The sequence below is a fragment of the Nitrospirillum viridazoti CBAmc genome (genome assembly GCF_000730165.1).
Lineage (GTDB): Bacteria > Pseudomonadota > Alphaproteobacteria > Azospirillales > Azospirillaceae > Nitrospirillum > Nitrospirillum viridazoti.
On record NZ_CP022111.1, the window covers coordinates 706,217 to 724,288 of the forward strand.

Annotated in this window: 15 protein-coding genes; 7 read left to right on the forward strand and 8 right to left on the reverse strand. The window is 67.8% G+C overall.

The features are described 5' to 3' along the window. Positions 1-6 precede the first annotated feature (6 nt). Complete coding sequence (locus tag Y958_RS16495) at positions 7-663, reverse strand: helix-turn-helix domain-containing protein (protein ID WP_050898752.1); 657 nt, start codon at positions 661-663, stop codon at positions 7-9. Between the two features lie 509 nt (positions 664-1,172). Between Y958_RS16495 and Y958_RS32805 the strand changes: the two genes are divergently transcribed. Continuing rightward, on the forward strand, positions 1,173-4,232 hold the full coding sequence (locus Y958_RS32805; RefSeq protein WP_088873108.1) for an ATP-binding protein: 3,060 nt from the start codon (positions 1,173-1,175) through the stop codon (positions 4,230-4,232). A 40-nt stretch (positions 4,233-4,272) separates the two neighbouring features. Here Y958_RS32805 and Y958_RS16505 read toward each other — a convergent pair whose 3' ends face one another. After that, complete coding sequence (locus Y958_RS16505) at positions 4,273-5,022, reverse strand: SDR family NAD(P)-dependent oxidoreductase (protein WP_088873109.1); 750 nt, start codon at positions 5,020-5,022, stop codon at positions 4,273-4,275. A gap of 337 nt (positions 5,023-5,359) precedes the next feature. On the opposite strand from Y958_RS16505, the gene Y958_RS16510 reads away from it, so the two are divergent. Beyond that, the gene (locus tag Y958_RS16510) at positions 5,360-6,286 is read left to right on the forward strand and encodes a Gfo/Idh/MocA family protein (RefSeq protein WP_088873110.1); all 927 of its coding nucleotides are present in this window, start codon (positions 5,360-5,362) and stop codon (positions 6,284-6,286) included. Here the strand turns inward: Y958_RS16510 and Y958_RS16515 are convergent. The 3 genes from Y958_RS16515 to Y958_RS16525 all read right to left on the reverse strand — a co-directional run bounded on the left by Y958_RS16515 (position 6,271) and on the right by Y958_RS16525 (position 8,828). Beyond that, on the reverse strand, positions 6,271-7,677 hold the full coding sequence (locus Y958_RS16515) for an MFS transporter (RefSeq protein ID WP_088873111.1): 1,407 nt from the start codon (positions 7,675-7,677) through the stop codon (positions 6,271-6,273). The genes Y958_RS16510 and Y958_RS16515 overlap by 16 nt on opposite strands. A 130-nt stretch (positions 7,678-7,807) precedes the next feature. Then, the gene (locus Y958_RS16520; RefSeq protein ID WP_244909551.1) at positions 7,808-8,239 is read right to left on the reverse strand and encodes a 6,7-dimethyl-8-ribityllumazine synthase; all 432 of its coding nucleotides are present in this window, start codon (positions 8,237-8,239) and stop codon (positions 7,808-7,810) included. Between the two features lie 109 nt (positions 8,240-8,348). Continuing rightward, complete coding sequence (locus Y958_RS16525; RefSeq protein WP_088873112.1) at positions 8,349-8,828, reverse strand: MaoC family dehydratase; 480 nt, start codon at positions 8,826-8,828, stop codon at positions 8,349-8,351. A 129-nt stretch (positions 8,829-8,957) separates the two neighbouring features. On the opposite strand from Y958_RS16525, the gene Y958_RS16530 reads away from it, so the two are divergent. The 3 genes from Y958_RS16530 to Y958_RS16540 are packed head-to-tail and all read left to right on the forward strand — an operon-like array spanning position 8,958 to position 12,254. Next, the gene (locus Y958_RS16530) at positions 8,958-9,500 is read left to right on the forward strand and encodes a winged helix-turn-helix transcriptional regulator (RefSeq protein ID WP_088873113.1); all 543 of its coding nucleotides are present in this window, start codon (positions 8,958-8,960) and stop codon (positions 9,498-9,500) included. A gap of 13 nt (positions 9,501-9,513) precedes the next feature. Then, complete coding sequence (locus tag Y958_RS16535; protein ID WP_088873114.1) at positions 9,514-10,650, forward strand: HlyD family secretion protein; 1,137 nt, start codon at positions 9,514-9,516, stop codon at positions 10,648-10,650. Next, on the forward strand, positions 10,647-12,254 hold the full coding sequence (locus Y958_RS16540) for a DHA2 family efflux MFS transporter permease subunit (protein ID WP_088873115.1): 1,608 nt from the start codon (positions 10,647-10,649) through the stop codon (positions 12,252-12,254). Before Y958_RS16535 ends, Y958_RS16540 begins: the two co-directional genes overlap by 4 nt. A 39-nt stretch (positions 12,255-12,293) precedes the next feature. On the opposite strand, the gene Y958_RS16545 is transcribed toward Y958_RS16540, so the two are convergent. The 3 genes from Y958_RS16545 to Y958_RS16555 form a co-directional block, all read right to left on the reverse strand. Next, on the reverse strand, positions 12,294-12,665 hold the full coding sequence (locus Y958_RS16545) for a catalase-related domain-containing protein (protein ID WP_088873116.1): 372 nt from the start codon (positions 12,663-12,665) through the stop codon (positions 12,294-12,296). A 173-nt stretch (positions 12,666-12,838) separates the two neighbouring features. Beyond that, positions 12,839-13,942 carry an EAL domain-containing protein gene (locus Y958_RS16550; RefSeq protein WP_186291441.1) on the reverse strand — a complete coding sequence of 368 codons (1,104 nt, stop codon included), beginning with the start codon at positions 13,940-13,942 and terminating at the stop codon, positions 12,839-12,841. A 163-nt stretch (positions 13,943-14,105) separates the two neighbouring features. Further along, positions 14,106-15,302, reverse strand: coding sequence for a cytochrome-c peroxidase (locus Y958_RS16555; RefSeq protein ID WP_088873118.1), 1,197 nt, complete (start codon positions 15,300-15,302; stop codon positions 14,106-14,108). 160 nt (positions 15,303-15,462) lie between these two features. Between Y958_RS16555 and Y958_RS16560 the strand changes: the two genes are divergently transcribed. Next, the gene (locus Y958_RS16560; RefSeq protein ID WP_425600685.1) at positions 15,463-17,004 is read left to right on the forward strand and encodes an acid phosphatase; all 1,542 of its coding nucleotides are present in this window, start codon (positions 15,463-15,465) and stop codon (positions 17,002-17,004) included. Between the two features lie 149 nt (positions 17,005-17,153). After that, complete coding sequence (locus Y958_RS16565; protein WP_088873119.1) at positions 17,154-18,062, forward strand: hypothetical protein; 909 nt, start codon at positions 17,154-17,156, stop codon at positions 18,060-18,062. Positions 18,063-18,072: the final 10 nt, after the last annotated feature.

Sequence of the window (18,072 nt, forward strand, 5' to 3'; positions counted from 1 at the left end):
GCGGGGTTAGGCCGCCTCGGTCTGGTCAACCGGTTCCAGCGGGGCGTCGCGCCACTGCCGCCGCCAGGTGCTGGGGCTGAGGCCGACGACGCGGCGGAACAGCTTGGAGAAATGGGCCTGATCGCACAGGCCGCAGGCCAGCGCGATCTGGCACAGCGGTTCCTGGGTAGTCAACATCAGGTGCTGCGCCTGCTGGATGCGACGCTGCACCACATAGGTGTGCGGCGGCACGCCGAAGCTGCTCTTGAACGCGCGCGAGAAATAGCGGGTGCTGAGCCGGGTGACGGTGGCGCAGTCGTCCATGCGGATGGTACCGGCCAGATTGGCGTCGATATGGCTGATCACCCGGCGGATCTGCCAGGGGGCCAGGCCGCCGCGGATGGCCTCGGTGGTCGCTGGCGATGGCAACGCGGTGGGTGACGTGCCTTTGGCCGCCTCTCGGGTCGTCTGGGCAATTTTGCCGGCCCCGTCCGCCCGAACGCCCAGGGGGGTAGCCTCCCCTCGCAGGAAGGCGGCGGCGCGGGCGATGCAGGCGCGCGCCGCATCGCGGTCGCTGTCCAGGATGTCGCCGGCGTCGTCCAGCAGCTTCACCACCATCGCGGCGATCCACCCGGTGTCGGCGGCGGCCGGCGTTTCGATATTCCCTTGGCTTGCGTCCATCATGGCTGCCCCCGTCATGGGTGCCCCCGCACACCGCGGAAGGCCGTCCTTACGATGGGGGAAGTCTGCCGTTAGCCCGCCCTGATGGCGAATTAAGTGCTGTAATTTGTTGTAAGTTGCCGTCAACCGGCGCCCCACTAATAACGAAATGGACATGGGGACGAGGCGAATAGGCGAAAACTGCGGAATTTTTTAAAATCTGGCTGTCTCGATGGGGTATTGCCTCCTGGAGGATTGCCCGCCGCGATCTCATGCGCCAGCATCATTTCGTCCGCTGGCGGCAGGCCGGCCGGCATTCCTCTGGTCGTGTCTTATGGAATACGGCCGTATGTTCAAACGGTTCCGCCTGTTGTTCCGGTTTCCATGAACATCTCTATCCATGAAGGTATTGCTTGGCGGGTTTCATTGGGATTGATGCGTTGTAGGCCGGGTTGCGGCCGATATCGCCATTTTGTCGGGGACCTGGCGGCGGGTCCTGGCCGCGAAGGGGGTGGGACCGTGGGGGGCGTGGCATGACCGATACGACGGTTGGTTCAGGCTCCGAACGGCTGCTCACGTTCGGCCCTTTCCGCCTTTCGCCGGGTCGCAAGATCCTGTTGGACGGTGACGCCCCGCTGCGCCTCGGCAGCAGGGCCTTGGATATCCTGATCGTGCTGGCGGAACGCGCTGGCCAGGTGGTGGCCAAGGACGACCTGGTGGCCAATGTCTGGCCCGACACCTATGTCGACGACGCCAACCTGCGGGTCAACATCGCCGCCCTGCGCAAGGCCCTGGGCGAAGGCCGCGACGGCGCCCGCTACATCGCCAATGTTCCCGGACGGGGCTATTGCTTCGTGGCGCCGGTGACGCGCTCGGACGGGGTGCCGGAACCGGTCACCTTGGCGCCGCCCCCCGCGCCCGGCGGCGCGGGCGGGGACTTGGCGGGCCATAACCTGCCCGTTCGGCTGACCCGCGTCGTGGGGCGGGAAGCGCTTGTCCGCACCCTGTCCGAACAACTGCCCGCCCGTCGCTTCATCACCCTTGTCGGGCCGGGCGGCATTGGCAAGACGACGGTGGCGCTGGCCCTGGCCGAGGCGGCCGCGGCCGGTTATGCCGATGGCGCGCGCTTTGTGGATTTCGCGCCGGTGACGGATGCCGCCCTGGGCGATGCCACGCTGGCGGCCAGTGTGCTGGCCGGGGCCCTCGGCGTCTCGGTCGACCGCATCGCCGATCTGGGCGCCATCCTGCAGGACAAGAACCTGCTGCTGATCCTGGATAATTGCGAGCATGTGGTGGGAACGGCGGCGGTGCTTGCCGAGACCGTGCTGCGGGGCGCGCCGGGCGTCCACATCCTGGCCACCAGCCGTGAGCCGCTGCGGGCTGAGGGGGAATGGGTGCAGCGCCTGGCCTCGCTGGAAACCCCGCCGGTGACAGCCTCCATCGACGCCGCACAGGCCCTGAGCTATTCCGCCGTGGCCCTGTTCGTGGAGCGGGCCGCGGCCTGTGTCGACACCTTCACCTTCACTGATGCGGACGTGTCGCTAGTGTCCGAGATCTGCCGTGGCCTGGACGGCATCCCGCTGGCCATCGAGCTGGCGGCCGCCCGCCTGGACCTGTTCGGGCTGCGCGGCTTGGCCACCCGTTTGAACGACCGCTTCGCCCTCTTGGTACGGGGCCGGCGCACCGCCTTGCCCCGGCACCAGACGCTGCGCGCCATGCTGGACTGGAGCTATGAACTGCTGCCCATGGCGGAGCGGACGGTGCTGCATCGCCTGGCGGTTTTCGCTGGCGGATTCACCATGGAATCCGCCGCGACCGTGGCTGGCGACACGCTGCTCAGCCAGACCGACATTCTGGTGGCGTTGTCGAACCTCGTGGCCAAGTCGCTTTTGATCGCCGATGTTAGCGGTAACTGTGTCCACTACAAGTTGCTGGAGATGACCCGGGCCTACGCCCTGGAAAAGCTGATGGAAAGCGGGGAGCTGCCTCGCCTGCTGCGCCGGCATGCCGAATGCCACCGCGACCTGCTGGTGCGGGCGGAACAGGAATGGGATCACCGGCCCACGGCGGAATGGCTGGAGGTCTACGGCCGGCAGATCGACAATTTGCGCGCCGCCCTCATCTGGGCTTTCGGGCCCGAGGGGGACGCCAGCCTGGGCCTTTCCCTGACCGCCGCGGCCGTGCCGCTATGGATGCAGCTGTCGCTGATGAACGAGTGCCGCGAAGCGGTGCGCCGTGCACTGGACATTGTGCCGCCGTCGGCGGCGGCGGAGCTGGTGCCGGGCCCGGATGCGGAACGGATGCTGCGCCTGCTGGCGGCCCTGGGCCTGTCGCTGATCTACACCAAAGGGCCGGGGCCGGAAATCCGCGCGGTGCTGGGCCAGGCGCTGACCCTGGCGCGCCATTTGGACAACATCGACTATCAGTTGCGTGCCCTGTGGGGCCTGTACGTCGAGATCTTCAATGAGGGCCGCTACAGCCAGGCGCTGGAGATTTCCGAGCAGTTTCGCGCCGTGGCGGTACGGTCGGCCGACCCGGTGGATCTGATGGCGGCCGACCGTATTCGGGGCTTCGCCCTGCATCTGATTGGTGATCATGCCGCCGGCCGGCGGCATATCGAGGATGGGCTGCGCCGCTATGTCCGACCCAATCATCGCGGTCACCTGGTGCGTTACCAGTACGACCAGCGGGTTGCGGCGTGCGTGCCCCTGTCCGTCATCCTATGGATCCAGGGTTTTCCCGACCAGGCGGCGGCCATGGTGGCCATGGCGGTGGAGGAGGCGCAAGCCATGGACCATGCCCTGACGCTGGGGTATGCCCTGTCCACCGCGGCCTGCCAGGTGTCCCTGCTGGTGGGGGATTTGGCCGCGGCCGACCGTTATGTCGGGTTGCTGCAGGACCAGGCCACCCGCCATGGCCTGGGGCCGTGGGCGGTGATGGGCCGCTATTTCAAGCATCGGCTGCAGACCCTGCGCGGTGAGCGCGCGGCCGGCCTGACCGGAATGCGCGCCGCGATGGCGGACCTGGAGGCGATCAACTTCGCCCTACGCTATATCGGCTATCTGGGCGAATGGGCGGAGGCCCTGGGTCAGGCCGGTCAGGTGAGTGAAGGGCTGCAGGTCATCGATCAGGCGCTGAGCCGGTCGGAGACGCGCGGTATCCGCTGGGCCATGCCGGAACTGCTGCGCGTCAAGGGTGAGCTGCTGATGCGGGAGGATGGTTCCAGCGCCGTACGCATGGGCGCCGCGCAAGCGGCGGAGGCCCATTTCCACGACGCGATGGCCTGGGCGCGGCAGCAGGAGGCCCTGTCGTGGGAGCTGCGCGCGGCCGTCAGCCTGGCGCGGCTTTGGCGCAGCCAAGGCCGGTCCGCCGATGCCCACGCGCTGGTGTATGGCATCCATGGCCGCTTCACCGAGGGATTGCTGACAGCCGATCTGGTGGCCGCCCGCGACCTCATGGTGACCCTGGTGCAGGACATGGCCTGCCCGCTGGCGTCCGGCCTGCTGGATGGCGCCGTTGGTCCCGCGCGGCCCTGGCCGGCGCGCGAGGGGCGGGATGGAGAGGTCATTCCCTTCCCGGGCGTGGCCTGCTAGGCGGGCGGATCTGCTGCAGGACACGGCTCGCTGGGGGGCATCAGGCCCCGTAACCGCCATCTATGGTCAGGACCGAGCCTGTGACGAAGGAGGCATCGGGGCTCGCCAGGAAAAGGATACCGGCCGCCACCTCTTCCGGTCGGCCATAGCGCCCGAAGGCGTTCATCGCGGCTTGCACCGACGCGAAGGGTCCGCTGGCGGGGTTGAGGTCGGTGTCGATGGACCCGGGCTGCACCACGTTCACGGTGATGCCGCGGGGGGCCAGATCGCGGGCAGCCCCCTTGCAATAGCCGGCCACGGCCGCCTTGGCGGCGGTGTAGTCGGCCAGGCTGGGGAAGCCGACGCGGGCCGCCACGCAGGCGCCCACCGCGATGATCCGGCCGTCATCCGCCAATACCCGTGACGCCGCGCGGATGGCGGTGACCACCCCGGTCAAGTTCACGGCGTACTGCCGGGTCAGCGCCTCGATGTCGCAGTCGGGATCGTCCACGTCACCGGTGGCGAACATGCCGGCGTTGTTCACCAGGATGTCCAGACGGCCGAACTGGGCCACGACACTGCCGACCAGCCTCTCGACCTCGCGTGGGTTGGCCTGGTCGACCTTGAACGCCGCCGCGCGGGCACCTCCCGCCCGTATGTCCCGCACCACAGTGTCGGCCAGGGTGGATGAGGCCAGGTAGCTGATCGCCACGTCCGCTCCCGCGCCGGCCAGGGCCTTCGCGGTCGCGGCCCCAATGCCGCGCGAGCCGCCGGTGACCAGGGCCACCTTGCCCGCCAATTTCTTCGTCATGCCTGCCATTTCCGGGATTGAGGGGTTGTCGCGGAAGGGGCGCGAGCCGGGCCTTCCGGAGTGTTCCTGTTTTCAGGATTGGGCCCTGCGGGCGGGACGACGGAGATATATTCCCCTGATGGAAATCGCTATCCATGAACGCTGCGGCTCCCGTCAGTCAGGTCCCCGCCCGGGGGCCGTTTTACGGCGCAGGGTGCCGCTGTTCCGCCGCCGCCGATTGTATGATTCACCCTCTAATTTGAAATTGTGTGCGGCATCATGTCCGACAGCGGCTGGTTTTTTTGGCCCGCCCGGCGCTAAGGTTCCCGCCGGATATTCAGGGACTACTGGGGGATGCATGCGTGTCGCGATGATCGGTCTGGGGGATATCGCGCGCAAGGCCTACTTGCCGGTCCTGGCGGCGCGCAGTGACGTCACCCTGTCGCTGATGTCCCGCGATGCGGACAAGGTGCGGGCCATCGCCGCCGACTGGCGCGTGGCCCACGCCCACAGCGACCTGGACGCCTTGCTGCGCGATGGACTGGATGCCGCCTTCGTCCATGCCGCGACGGCGGCGCATGAGGAACTGGTGACCCAGCTGTTGACAGCCGGCATCCCCACCTATGTCGACAAGCCGCTGGCCGATACCGCCGCTGCCGCTGAGCGGCTGGTGGATTTGGCGGAGGCGCGCGGCGTCAGCCTCATGGTCGGGTTCAACCGCCGGCACGCCCCAGCCTATGCCGCCCTGGCGGCGGCCCCCCGGGACTTGGTGTTGATGCAGAAGCATCGCGTGGATTTGGCCGACGTTCCGCGCACGGTGGTGTTCGACGATTTCATCCATGTCGTGGACACGCTGCGCTTCCTCATGCCGGCGCCGGTGCGTGACCTGCGGGTGGACGCCCGCGTGCGGGACGGCCTGCTGCACCATGTGGTGCTGACCCTGGCGGGGGGCGATGGCGCCACCGCCTGCACCGCCATCGGGACCATGAACCGGGTGGCCGGCGTGAATGAAGAGGTGCTGGAGGTCTCTGGCCAGGGCCGCGATGGCCAGGCGGTACGCCACCGTGTCGTCGATATGGCCGACATCCACATCGCCGAGGCCGGCACCCATACCAGCACCCGGCGGGGCGACTGGACGCCCGTGTCGGACCAGCGCGGCATCCGCCAGGCGGTCGACCATTTCCTGGGCGCCCTGCGCGCCGGCCGCGTCTTGAGCGCCCGCGACGCGCTGGAAACCCACCGCCTGTGCGAGACGGTGGTCCAGCAGGTTCAAGCCGCCGGCTGAGGCTTCACCGTCAGGCGCAGGAAGCTGGCCACGCTGGCGGCCCCGGCGGCGAAGGCGCCCAGCCACAGGGCCAGCGTGGCGCCATAGGTCAGGTCATGGTTGGCCAGCAGGCCGAAGCAGGCGGCCGTCAAGGCGGCCCCGGTCGATTGGCCCAACAGGCGGGCGGTGGCGACGATGCCGCTGGCCCCGCCGCTGCGGTGCAGGGGGGCGCTGCTCATGATGGCCTTCAGGTTGGGCGACTGGAAAAAGCCGAAGCCGGCGCCGCAGACGCCCAGGCGCCAGGCGATGTCCAGGCTGGACGGATGGGTCGGCATCAGCGCCACCAGCGCCATGCCCAGGCACAGGACGCCCAAGCCCACGCCGCCCAGGATGCCGGCGGGATAGCGATCGGACAGCTTGCCGGCGATGGGGGCCATCACCGCCACCACCACCGACCAGGGCGTGATCAGCAGGCCCGTCTCCACCGCCGTCCGGCCCATGACCGACTGGAACAGGAACGGCAGGGCGACGAAGGCCAGCCCTTGCGCGATGAAGGTGCAGACGGATGTCAAGGCCGACAGGGCGAAAACCCGGTTGCGGAACAGGTCGATGGCCAGCATGGGAGCGGGGTGACCCCGCTGCCGGCGCAGCAGCAGGAAGCCGCACAGGGCGGCCCCCGACAGCTCCGCTGCCACCTGCGGCCAGGACGCCGCGTGTGCCGCCTCGCCCATCCCCAGCACCAGCAGGGCGAACAGGCCAGCGGTCAGCAGCGCCGCCACGCCGTCGAAGCGGTGGCCCAGGGGTGGGATGGCGGGCAGGGTGACGGTGGCCAAGCCCAAGGCCAGCAGGCAGAACGGCACGTTCACCAGGAACAGCCAATGCCAGGTCGCCACCGACAGGATGGTTGAGGTGACGGTGGGCCCAATGGCGAAGGAGATGGCGACGGCCAGGGCGTTGCGGCCGAACCCCCGGCCCATGATGCGGGCCGGATAGATGTGACGGATCAGCGCGATGTTGACGCTCATGATGGCGGCGGCACCCAGGCCCTGCACCACACGCGCCACTTCCAGCAGGGGCAGGGTCGGGGACAGCCCGCAGGCCAGCGACGACAGGGCGAACAGGGCAAGGCCCGCCAGGTAGACGCGCTTCTGCCCGAGCAGGTCGCCCAGCGAGGCCAGCGGCAGCACGGCGGCGGCCACCGCCAGCTGATAGGCGTTCACCACCCAGACGGAATCGGCGGCCGTGGCGTGGAAATCGCCGGCGATGGTAGGCAGGGCGGTGTTGGCGATGGCCGTGTCCAGCGTGGCCATGCCCACCGCCGTCAGGATGGCGGCCATGGCCCAGAACCGGGGACGGTCGGGCAGGCCGTCGGTCTGCGTCGGCTTGGGGGTATCCATCACGTCTGCGGTCATCGGCCTATCCCAGGCTTCCGGTCATCGATCCGCTTCCGGGATAGTCGAAGTCGGCCCTGTCCAGGCGCGCCGAAAGCGCTGGCGTGCCATGCCGCCGCCCCAGCCAGGCCAGGGCGGCGGGCTTGAATGATCAGACCTCGTAGGGGGATTCGGCGCCGATCAGCATGACCTCCACGGCAGCCACGGCGGCCACGGCATGACCCACCAGGCGGGGCTGGATCTGGGTGGGGAAGACTTCGGGGCCGATGATGCCGACGCCGATGGGCTTCATGAATTCCAGCTGCATGTTGACCAGGGCATCGCTGACCGACTGGCCCATGACGCGGCCGTGCGCCGTCTCGCCATGCTCGATGATGCCCAGCACCACCACGGCGTCGACGTCGTCGCGCTGCAGCAGGCGCTTGGTGGCCAGCGGCTTTTCGTAGGAGCCCGGCACCCGCACCACGGCGCGCAGCGTCATGCCGCGCTCCTTGATGGCCCCGGCGGCGGCGGCCAGCATCGTCTCGCATTCGTTCTTGTGGAAGGAGCCGACGACGATGGCGACTCCGCTTTTCTTGGGCACGGGATGCTACTCCTGAAGGGGGCGCGGACGCTGTCAGGCGGACGCCCAATGGGAAGGCGGGCCACTATGGCGAAAAGAACGGGCGGCGGAAAGATGTCGCCGCCCCATCTCAGCCTTCCGAAGGCCGGCGGAACACCACCACCCGGGTGGTCATCAGCTGCACCACCTCGCCCCGCTGGTTCCGCGTTTCGGTCCGCATGGTGATCATTCCTCGATCGGGCCGGGAGCGGGAGGGCTTTACCTCCAGGATCTCGCAGTGCGCCTGCAGGATGTCGCCGGGCCGGGTGGGCGCGGGCCAAGTGATGTCAGCACCCGCGCCGATGACGCCGCCGGCGATGGGCAGGCCATCGACCATCAGCCGCATGGTGACGGCGGCCGTGTGCCAGCCGCTGGCCGCCAGCCCGCCGAAGAAGCTGTGGCCTGCCGCCTCCTCATCCAGATGGAAGGGCTGGGGGTCGAACTGCGCCGCGAATGCCTTGATCCCGGGGGCGTCCAGCATGTGCGTGCCGGTCACGTGGCGCTGACCGGGGTAAAGGTCGTCCAGGTACAGCTTGGGGCCGGTGGGGGAGGTGGTCGCCGTTTCCGACATGGGTGGTTTGCTCCGCTCGCAGGGGTGTCAAGCCGGATGGACCGGCTTTGTGACTTGCATAATGAAAGTAACAAGGTTTATATGGCGTCCTGTGGCTTTCATTATGAAAGTAACACAAGGACGGTCATCATGCACGATAGCAGCCCGATCAATCCGCAGTGCCCCATCGCCCGCAGCCTGGACCGGGTGGGTGAGTGGTGGAGCATGTTGATTTTGCGCGAGGCGTTCCTGGGCGCCAGCCGTTTCGACCAGTTCCAGAAGAATCTGGGCATCGCGCCCAACATGCTGACCCGCCGGTTGCAGACGCTGGTGGCCGACGGCCTGCTGGAAAAACGCCCCTACAGCACGCGGCCGCTGCGCCATGAATATGTGCTGACGGCCGCCGGTCAGGACTTCCGCCCCGTGCTCTGGACCATCATGGCCTGGGGCAACCAGCATTTCGCACCCGAAGGCCCGGCCATTCAGCTGGTGGACAGTGTCACCGGTGCGCTGGCCGAACCGATGTTGGTCGATCGCCATACCGGCCGGCCGCTGACCTACCCCGCCTTCCGTGTCGTGGCCGGCCCCGCCGCCGACGCCCGCACCAAGTCGCGCTATCCCACCTGGCCCGCCACCGCGCCCACACCCAGCCCCACCGAATCCGCCGCCGCCCCGACCGGCGCCGCCGCTTGAAGGATGCGATCCCATGTCCAGCCAAACCTATGAACAGCAGCAGGACGGCCGGCTTGCCGGCAGCCCGGTGAAGTCGCGGCGCCTGGGCCGCACGCTCCTCCTTTCCGTCCTGGGCCTCGGCCTAGGCGTGGCCGCCGCAGCCTACGGCTATGATTGGTGGACCAGCGGCCGCTTCATCGAAAGCACCGACGATGCCTATGTCGGCGGCGACGTCACGGTGATCGCGCCCAAGGTGTCCGGCTTCATCGCGCAGGTGGCGGTGACCGACAACCAGGCGGTGCACGCCGGCGACCTGTTGCTGAAGCTGGACGACCGCGACTATCGCGCCGCCTTGGCCCGCGCCGTCGCGGCGGTGGAGGCGCAGGAAGCCACGCTGGCCAACCTGGAGGCGCAGCGCCGCCTGCAGCAGGCCGTCATCAACCAGGCAGCCGCCGGCGTCGGCGCCGCCAAGGCCGAGACCGACCGGGCCAAGTACGACCAGGACCGCTACCGCGCCCTGTCGGCCACGGCCGCCGCCTCGATCCAGGCTTTCGAGAAGGCAGACGCCGCCTATAAGCAGGCGGTGGCGAACGGCGAGAAGGCCACGGCCACCCTGCAGGCGGCCCAGCGCCAGATCGATGTCATCGACACCCAGAAACGTCAGGCGGAGGCAGCACTTGCCGGCGCCATCGCCGACCGCGACACCGCGCAACTGAACCTCAGCTATACCGAGCTGCGGGCGCCCATCGACGGCACCGTCGGTAACCGCAGCGCCCGGCCGGGCGCCTATGCTACCATCGGCGCGCAGCTGATCGCCATCGTGCCGGCGCAGGGGCTGTGGGTGGATGCGAACTTCAAGGAAAGCCAGATCGCGGACCTGAAGGCCGGCCAGCCGGTGTCGGTCGAGGCCGACGTGCTGCCGGGCCGCCAGTTCCACGGCCGGGTGGTCAGCATGGCACCGGCCACCGGGGCGCAGTTCAGCGTGCTGCCGCCGGAGAACGCCACCGGCAACTTCACCAAGATCGTGCAGCGCGTGCCCGTGCGCATCCTGCTGGATGGCGAGGGCAGCCTCCTGGGCAGCCTGCGGCCCGGCCTGTCAGTCACCGCCGCCATCAACACGAAAGAGGACGGCACCAAGGCGGTCGCCGTCGCCGGAAAGACGGCGCCATGACTGCCGCCACCGCCGGGGGGGCAGGGGTGGCGATAGCCGCCCCGCGGAAGAAGGAACTCTCCCCCCGGGGCAAGATCGTCGCCTTCGCCATCATGTGCGTGGGCATGTTCATAGCACTGCTGGACATCCAGATCGTTTCCGCCTCGCTGCGCGACATCGGTGGCGGCCTTTCGGCCGGCACGGATGAGACGGCCTGGGTCCAGACCAGCTATCTGATCGCCGAGATCATCGTCATCCCCCTGTCCGGCTGGCTGGCGCGGATCATGTCCACCCGCTGGCTGTTCGCCGTCTCCGCCGCCGGCTTCACCCTGACCAGCCTGCTGTGCGGCTGGGCATGGGATATCCAGAGCATGATCGCCTTCCGGGCGCTTCAGGGCTTCCTGGGCGGGTCCATGATCCCCATGGTCTTCACCTCCGCCTTCGCCTTCTTCGCCGGTCCCCGCGTGGTGGTGGCCGCCGCCACGGTGGGGGCCTTGTCCTCGCTGGCGCCCACCTTGGGCCCGACGGTGGGCGGTTGGATCACCGACCATTATTCCTGGCACTGGCTGTTCTTCATCAATCTGGTGCCGGGCCTGTTCGTCACCATCGCCGTGCCCCTGATGGTGCGCATCGACGAACCCGACTGGTCGCTGCTGAAGGGTGCCGACTATCCCGGCATGCTGCTGATGGCCATCTTCCTTGGCTGCCTGGAATACACGCTGGAGGAAGGGCCGCGCTGGGACTGGCTGGACGACGACACCATCCGCCTGACGGCCTGGATCTCGGCCCTCGCCGGTGTCGCCTTCATCGTCCGCAGCCTGACCTACGCCAACCCGGTGGTGGATCTGCGGGCGCTGAAAAGCCGCAACTTCGCCCTGGGCTGCCTATTCTCCTTCATCACCGGCATCGGCATCTTCGCCACCATCTACCTGACGCCGCTGTTCCTGGGCCGGGTGCGGGGGTTCAGCGCGCTGGACATCGGCCTCACCGTGTTCTCCACCGGCCTGTTCCAGGTCAGCGCCATCCCCCTCTACACCATCCTGGCCAAGCGGGTGGATCTGCGCTGGCTGATGATGGTGGGGTTGACCGGCTTCGCGCTCAGCATGTGGAACTTCACCCCCATCACCCATGACTGGGGCTGGCGGGAACTGCTGCTGCCCCAGGCCTTCCGCGGCTTCTCCCAGCAATTCGCGGTGGCGCCCATCGTCACCCTGACCCTGGGCGGCCTGCCGCCGGCGCGGCTGAAGCAGGCGTCGGGCCTGTTCAACCTGATGCGCAACCTGGGCGGCGCCATTGGCATCGCCGTGTGCGGCACCATCCTGAATGATCGCACCAACCTGCACTTCGAACGCCTGGCCGAACATCTGACGCCCGCCAGCGGCCCCATGCGCGCGCTGGTGGCCAAGGTGGGGGCCGCCGACGTCGCCACCTTGGGCGGGGACGCGCTGCGGGGGCAGGAAGCGGCCCTGAAGCAGCTGTGGACCCTGGCCTACCGCGAGGCCCAGACCATGGCCTATGCGGACGCCTTCCTGGTCATCCTGGTGTGCTTCGTCATCGCCACGCTGCTGGTGCCCGCCATGCGCAAGGTGGGGCCGCCCAAGGGGCCATCCGCCGACGCGCATTGAGGGGCCCGGCCGGAAAATTCCAGGCTGGGGACCTTTCGGTCACCCGGCTTGGTTGCCGGCATCCACCAGGGTGGGCAGCGATACGCCCAGGCGGGCGGCAACACCAGCTCCGTAGGCCGGGTCGGTGCGGCCGAAATGGGCCAGCTGGCGCTGTTGCAGGGCGGCGGGCATGCCCCGCATGCTGGCGGCGACATCGTCCATCAGGATGGCGCGCTGCGCGGGGCTCAACAGCCGGAACAGGGCGTTCATGCTGGCCATGATGCGTGCTCCTTCATTGAGCGTTGGGCTGCTGGGCGTTGAGGCCATCATCGCCCGGTCATTGGCGGCGGGTTGATGGCTGACGTCGGCCAGACCGGGGACGGATTCGACGCGGCCGCAGGTCATGCAGAACAGGGCGGGATAGCGGGCCATTCACGTCATCTCCTACGGGCTGGGCACGCGCGGACACGGGGGCTAGGCGGCCGGTTGATCCAACGGTGCCCAGCATGATCGTCGCCGGCGCCCTTGGATTGTACGGGGCAGCGGCCTTTTGTTCGTCTGTGTGGCGACATTGGGCCGCGCCGGGCCGGCCTGGAAAGATCCGCTTACAGCGACAAGGTCAGGGCCGGCTGGGCCGTTGGCTGAGCCTGTTGGGCAAAGGCGATCAGGTCGGATGCCGGCATGGGCCGGGCGTAGACATAGCCCTGGATGTGGCGCACGCCCATCTGGCCCAGGCGGTCGCGCGTCTCCCAATCCTCCACCCCTTCCGCCACCAGCGACAGCCCCAGATCGCAGGCGATGGCCACGCTGGCCCGCACGATGGCGTCGGCGCGGGGGTCGTCGCGCAAGGTGCGGATGAAACTCTGGTCCAGCTTGATGCCGGTGAAGGGAATGCGGTGCAGCACGCTGAGCGAGGCGTAGCCGGTGCCGAAATCGTCCAGGTACACGGCCATGCCGGCCTGGCGCAGGGTGGTCACCGCCTTGTCGACCACGTCGAAATGCACGATCGATTGGGTTTCCGTCAGTTCCACCCGAATGGCGCCATGGGGCACGCCGTACTGGTCGCACAGGGCAATCAGGTGGTCCACCAGGTCGCTGGCCTCCAGATCCTCCACCGACAGGTTGATGGAGATGGGGATGTCCAGGTCATGCTGCTCGCGCCAGGTGGCGGCGGTGCGTACCGCGTGTTCCACGATGGCCTTGGTCAGCAGGCGGATCAGGCCGCCACGCTCCGCCAGGCCGATGAACTGGCCGGGCGAAAGCATGGTGCCGTCGGCCTTGACCCAGCGGGCCAGCGCCTCGACCGCCACCACCTTGCCGGTGTCGGCGTCCACCACGGGCTGGAAGTGCGGCTGAATCTCGCCGCGCGCCAGCGCCTGGGGCAGGCTGCGCAGGATGCGCCGCTCCTCTGTCGAGAAGCGGGTGTGGGGGATCAGGTCCCAGATGCGGCGGGCCAGGTAGACGACCAAGCCGGCGATGGCCACCAGGGCCAGCAGGCTCAGCATTTCCCCCCGCGCCATGCTGAGGCCCGTGGCCTCCGCCACCACGTCGCGCAGGCCGTCCCAGGTCAGGACGGCCAGCAGGACGACCAGCAGGGCGCCACCGGCCAGCAGGTTCAACAACCCGCTGTCATGCCGGGTGGGGGAAAGCAGGGGCAGGAACATGGCATGCTCGTGGATCGTGCGGGCATGCCCCGCAGGCTGCCCCATATGGTGCAATTTCACTGTGATGGCCATCGCCGGTTGCCCCGTCATCCCGTCATCGACGGGCCTGATCATGGTGGCGCCACCCCAATGCAGTAATCCCTACCTAGGTGTTAGCCGCCCACCGCCCAAGTGCGGCCAACTGTCATCATCTTGAGATGCGTCTGGACTATGGTCCGGCCGTTTTCGGGGCCGACCAGCCATCCGTCAGGGTGCCCAGAAAGGCGATGATGTCGTGAATGTCCCGTTCGTTCAGCGCCGGCGGGTCGCCCGGGCGCCGGCCGAAGGGCGCCTCCATGTTGATGGCCGCCGGTACTGTGCCCTGCGCGGCCACCGGCAGGTCGTCGAACTTCATGACGCTGCCGTCGGTTCGGCGCGGGTACCACTTGCCCGGGGCGCTGTCGCGCTCCGCATAGAATTCCATCACCTGCCGCAGGGTGTGGAAGATGCCGTTGTGCATGAACACCTGGCGCAGCGCCACGTTGCGCAAGGTGGGGGTGCGGAAGCGGCCGCAGTAATCGGCGACGCCGGTGAAATCCGTGCGCAGCGGCCCGCACAGGCCCTGGTCGAAATAGCGAGGGTCGGCGTTGGCCGGAATGTCGCGGTTGCGCGGCACCCCGATGGCGATCAAGCCATAGTCGGTGAAGTGCGGTGGCGTGCCGTCGTTGCCCCGCCGGCTGACATGGCAGCTGGCGCAGTTGCCCCGCGCCGGATCCTCGAACGCCTCCAGCCCGCGCCGTTCGTCGTCCGTCAGCGTCGCCTTGCCTGCCAGAAAGGCGTCGTACTTGCTGGTGTAAGGATGGAACAGGGCCCCGTCCTGTTGGAAGACGTCCAGCGCCCGCAGCGCCAGGTCCACCACATCCGCCTGTTCCCCCGCCGTTACGCCCACCGCGCCGCGCAACTGGGCGCCATAGCCCGCCCGCTCCAGCCGGCCCGCCAGGTCGGCGGGATCGGTGTTGCCCATCTCAAACGGGCTGAACAAGGGCACGCGGGCCTGTTCCCGCTGGCCGTCCACCCGGCCGTCCCAGGTCAGGCCGCCGGTGGGGCCGTTGTCGATGCTCTCATCCCCTTCATCCTCCGGCGTGCGGTAATGCTCGGCGAAGGGGGGCACATCCTGCAAGTACATGAGGGACGGCACGGCGCGCAGGCCCGGGGTCCTGCCGTCGGCGCCACCCAGGCGCACGGCGGCCCCGTCGGGTGGGCCGAAGGCGTGCGCCGGGTCGTGGCAGCTGGCGCAGGCGAGGGTGCCGCTGGCCGACAGGCCGGGGTCGAGGAACAGCCGCCGCCCCACCTCCGCCAGGGCCGCCGCCTGGCGGCGCACCTCCGCCCGGCTCAGGCCCTGGGCCGTGGCGGGGGGCGTCCCCATCAGCCAGACGGCCCCCAGGCCCAGGAAAATCGCCGCACCCAGCGCGACGCGGCCGCGCCGGGGGATGTGTTTTTTCGTGTCTGCGTATAAGACCTTCAGCAAAAGCGAAACGAGGAAGAAGGGGAACATCATGGCAGTGGGCATGGGGCGGAGCGGAAGCTTGCGTCAGGGTGTGGCCGCGGTGGCGCTGGCCGCCGGCATCATGGCAGGGTTTGGTGACCGGGCGATGGCGGCCAAGCCGGCCGATGACCTGGACAAGATCAAGACCGTGGTGGTGATTTACGCGGAAAACCGCGGCTTCGACAACCTGTACGGCACCTTCCCCGGCGCCAACGGCATCGCCGACGCGCCCCAGGACAGCCTGGCGCAGCGCGACCGCGACGGGTCCGTCCTCAAGGAACTGCCCCCCATCTGGAAGGGCCTGACCGCCCGTGGCGTGACGCCGGAGGTGACCCAGGCCCAGACGGAGCACCTGCCCAACCAGCCTTTCGCCATCGATGATCCCAAGGGTTTCAACCAGGGCCAGGGCGTCATCACCCGCGATCTGGTGCACCGGTTCTATGAGAACCAGATGCAGATCGACGGCGGCAAGAACGACAAGTTCGTGGCCTATGCCGACAGCGGTGCCTTGGTCATGGGCCACTACGACGGCGCCAAGCAGGCGATGTGGACGCTGGCGCACGAATACACCTTGGCCGACAACTTCTTCATGGGCGGCTTCGGCGGTTCCTTCTTCAACCACTTCGTCCTGATCTGCTCGTGCGCGCCCTATTATCCCAATGCCGACCAGGGCTCGGCCAAGGGCTCGATCTCGGTGGTGGAGCCCGACCGCGTCAGCCTGACGCTGGCGCCCAACTCGCCCAAGTCGGCGATCGAGGGGGTGCCGAAGTTCGTGAACAGCGGCAACCTGACGCCCGACTTCTATGCCGTGAACACCATGCAGCCGCCCTACCAGCCCAGCGCCAACAAGCCGGCACAGGGCGGCGATCCCGCGTTGGCCGATCCGGCCAACCCCACGACGCTGCCGCCGCAGACCATGACCAACATCGGGGACCTGCTGAGCCAGAAGAAGGTGAGCTGGGCCTGGTACAGCGGTGCCTGGCAGGCGACGCTGGACCACGGCAACGCCGAGCCGGTGCCCAACTTCCAGTACCACCACCAGCCCTTCAACTATTTCGCCAGCACCGCCCCGGGCACCAAGGCGCGCAAGGAGCATCTGCGCGACGGCGGGCTGGAGGGCAAGGCCTTCATCAAGGACATCGATGCCGGCAAACTACCCGCCGTCACCTTCTACAAGCCGCAGGGCAACCTGACCCAGCACTCCGGCTATGCCGACGTGGCCTCGGGCGACGCCCACATCGCCGACATCGTGAAGCACCTGCAGGCCTCGCCGCAGTGGAAGAACATGCTGGTGGTGGTGACTTACGATGAGAACGGCGGCTACTGGGACCACGTGGCCCCGCCCAAGGCCGACCGCTGGGGCCCAGGCACCCGCATCCCGGCCATCATCATCTCGCCCTACGCCAAGAAGGCTTACGTCGACCACACCTTCTACGACACCACCTCCATCCTGCGCTTCATCACCCGCCGCTTCGACCTGCCCAAGCTGGAAGGCATCAAGCAGCGCGACGCCGCCCTGGCCGCCAACGGCAGCCCGGCTCTGGGCGACCTGACGGGCGCGCTGGATCTCGCCCAGAAGTAGGTGGCCGAGGGGTTCGGATTTAAGCGGAGCGGGCGCTGGTGACGGCGCCCGTTCCCGTTTGCGGTGCGCGGGAAGGTTGCGCTTGCGTTAAAGAACGAATCAAGAACATCATAGCCGCCGGATCATGACAACTGGAAGGAGAAGGCGGTATGACGGCGTTGGCGCAGCGATGGTTCAGGGTGTCGGGTCTACCGACGGCCCGTGGCTTGGCGTGTAACGACAATGGCGTGAGCCTGGCGGGTATTCCATTGCTCCGGCAGACGGTGGCGGGCTTTGAACCCCAGCCGGCCGCTATTCTGCAGCCTTTGATCGCCGCCGCCTATGGCGTCTCCGATCCCGATGTGGAGCCGCTGATTGGTCGGCTGAGGGTCGTCGCGCGGGCGCTGAACGACCAGGATGGCGTTCGGACCAGGATCGCCGCCGTACACTTGGCGTTGCCGGACGTCGATGACGCTGGCATGGACCGCTTGTTCGGCATTCGGGCGGACTTGGCCAAATACGATCCTGCCCAGCCCAGAGATTGGCATGGGCGTTGGACGAGTGATGGAAGTGAAACGCAGAGTAGCGAAGAGGTCGGCCTATCTTTCGCGGCCTGGCTCGCCGGCAACGAAGATTATGACAACGATCCCGACGAAGCACTTTGGGATATCGACTATCCCGGCACCTTCCACGACAAGGTGGTGAAGGAGCACGCGGCGCTCTTGCGGAGTAGGGGAGCAATCGTCATCACGGAGGTTAGGATCCTCGGTGTGAATGGCCTGGTTACTCGGGCTGACATCCTGGCTCTATTCCCAGGGGAGGAATTTCCGACGCTGATCGAAGTGAAGACGGGACGTCATCCGCCCTATACCTACCGTCAAAAGAGGGTGTACCCGCTGGCCCAGATTGGTGGGCATGTCACATCATACGACCAGCGAGTGCGTGATCTGGGCCTTAAGCCAGGAATGCCCTTTCCGGCATTAACGGTCATGTGCCTGTACCAGAAAAACGCCAACAGTTGGCCTCATTACAACGAATTTACCCCGGGATCGAAGCCTTGGGACGATTTATTCCACTGAATTAAGATGG

Excerpts from the sequence above, each read along its gene's own strand:
- Y958_RS16495 (WP_050898752.1), bottom strand. The coding sequence starts at position 663 with ATGATGGACGCAAGCCAAGGGAATATCGAAACGCCGGCCGCCGCCGAC.
- Y958_RS32805 (WP_088873108.1), top strand. The coding sequence starts at position 1,173 with ATGACCGATACGACGGTTGGTTCAGGCTCCGAACGGCTGCTCACGTTC.
- Y958_RS16505 (WP_088873109.1), bottom strand. The coding sequence starts at position 5,022 with ATGACGAAGAAATTGGCGGGCAAGGTGGCCCTGGTCACCGGCGGCTCG.
- Y958_RS16510 (WP_088873110.1), top strand. The coding sequence starts at position 5,360 with ATGCGTGTCGCGATGATCGGTCTGGGGGATATCGCGCGCAAGGCCTAC.
- Y958_RS16515 (WP_088873111.1), bottom strand. The coding sequence starts at position 7,677 with ATGACCGCAGACGTGATGGATACCCCCAAGCCGACGCAGACCGACGGC.
- Y958_RS16525 (WP_088873112.1), bottom strand. The coding sequence starts at position 8,828 with ATGTCGGAAACGGCGACCACCTCCCCCACCGGCCCCAAGCTGTACCTG.
- Y958_RS16530 (WP_088873113.1), top strand. The coding sequence starts at position 8,958 with ATGCACGATAGCAGCCCGATCAATCCGCAGTGCCCCATCGCCCGCAGC.
- Y958_RS16535 (WP_088873114.1), top strand. The coding sequence starts at position 9,514 with ATGTCCAGCCAAACCTATGAACAGCAGCAGGACGGCCGGCTTGCCGGC.
- Y958_RS16540 (WP_088873115.1), top strand. The coding sequence starts at position 10,647 with ATGACTGCCGCCACCGCCGGGGGGGCAGGGGTGGCGATAGCCGCCCCG.
- Y958_RS16545 (WP_088873116.1), bottom strand. The coding sequence starts at position 12,665 with ATGGCCCGCTATCCCGCCCTGTTCTGCATGACCTGCGGCCGCGTCGAA.
- Y958_RS16550 (WP_186291441.1), bottom strand. The coding sequence starts at position 13,942 with ATGGGGCAGCCTGCGGGGCATGCCCGCACGATCCACGAGCATGCCATG.
- Y958_RS16555 (WP_088873118.1), bottom strand. The coding sequence starts at position 15,302 with ATGGGGACGCCCCCCGCCACGGCCCAGGGCCTGAGCCGGGCGGAGGTG.
- Y958_RS16565 (WP_088873119.1), top strand. The coding sequence starts at position 17,154 with ATGACGGCGTTGGCGCAGCGATGGTTCAGGGTGTCGGGTCTACCGACG.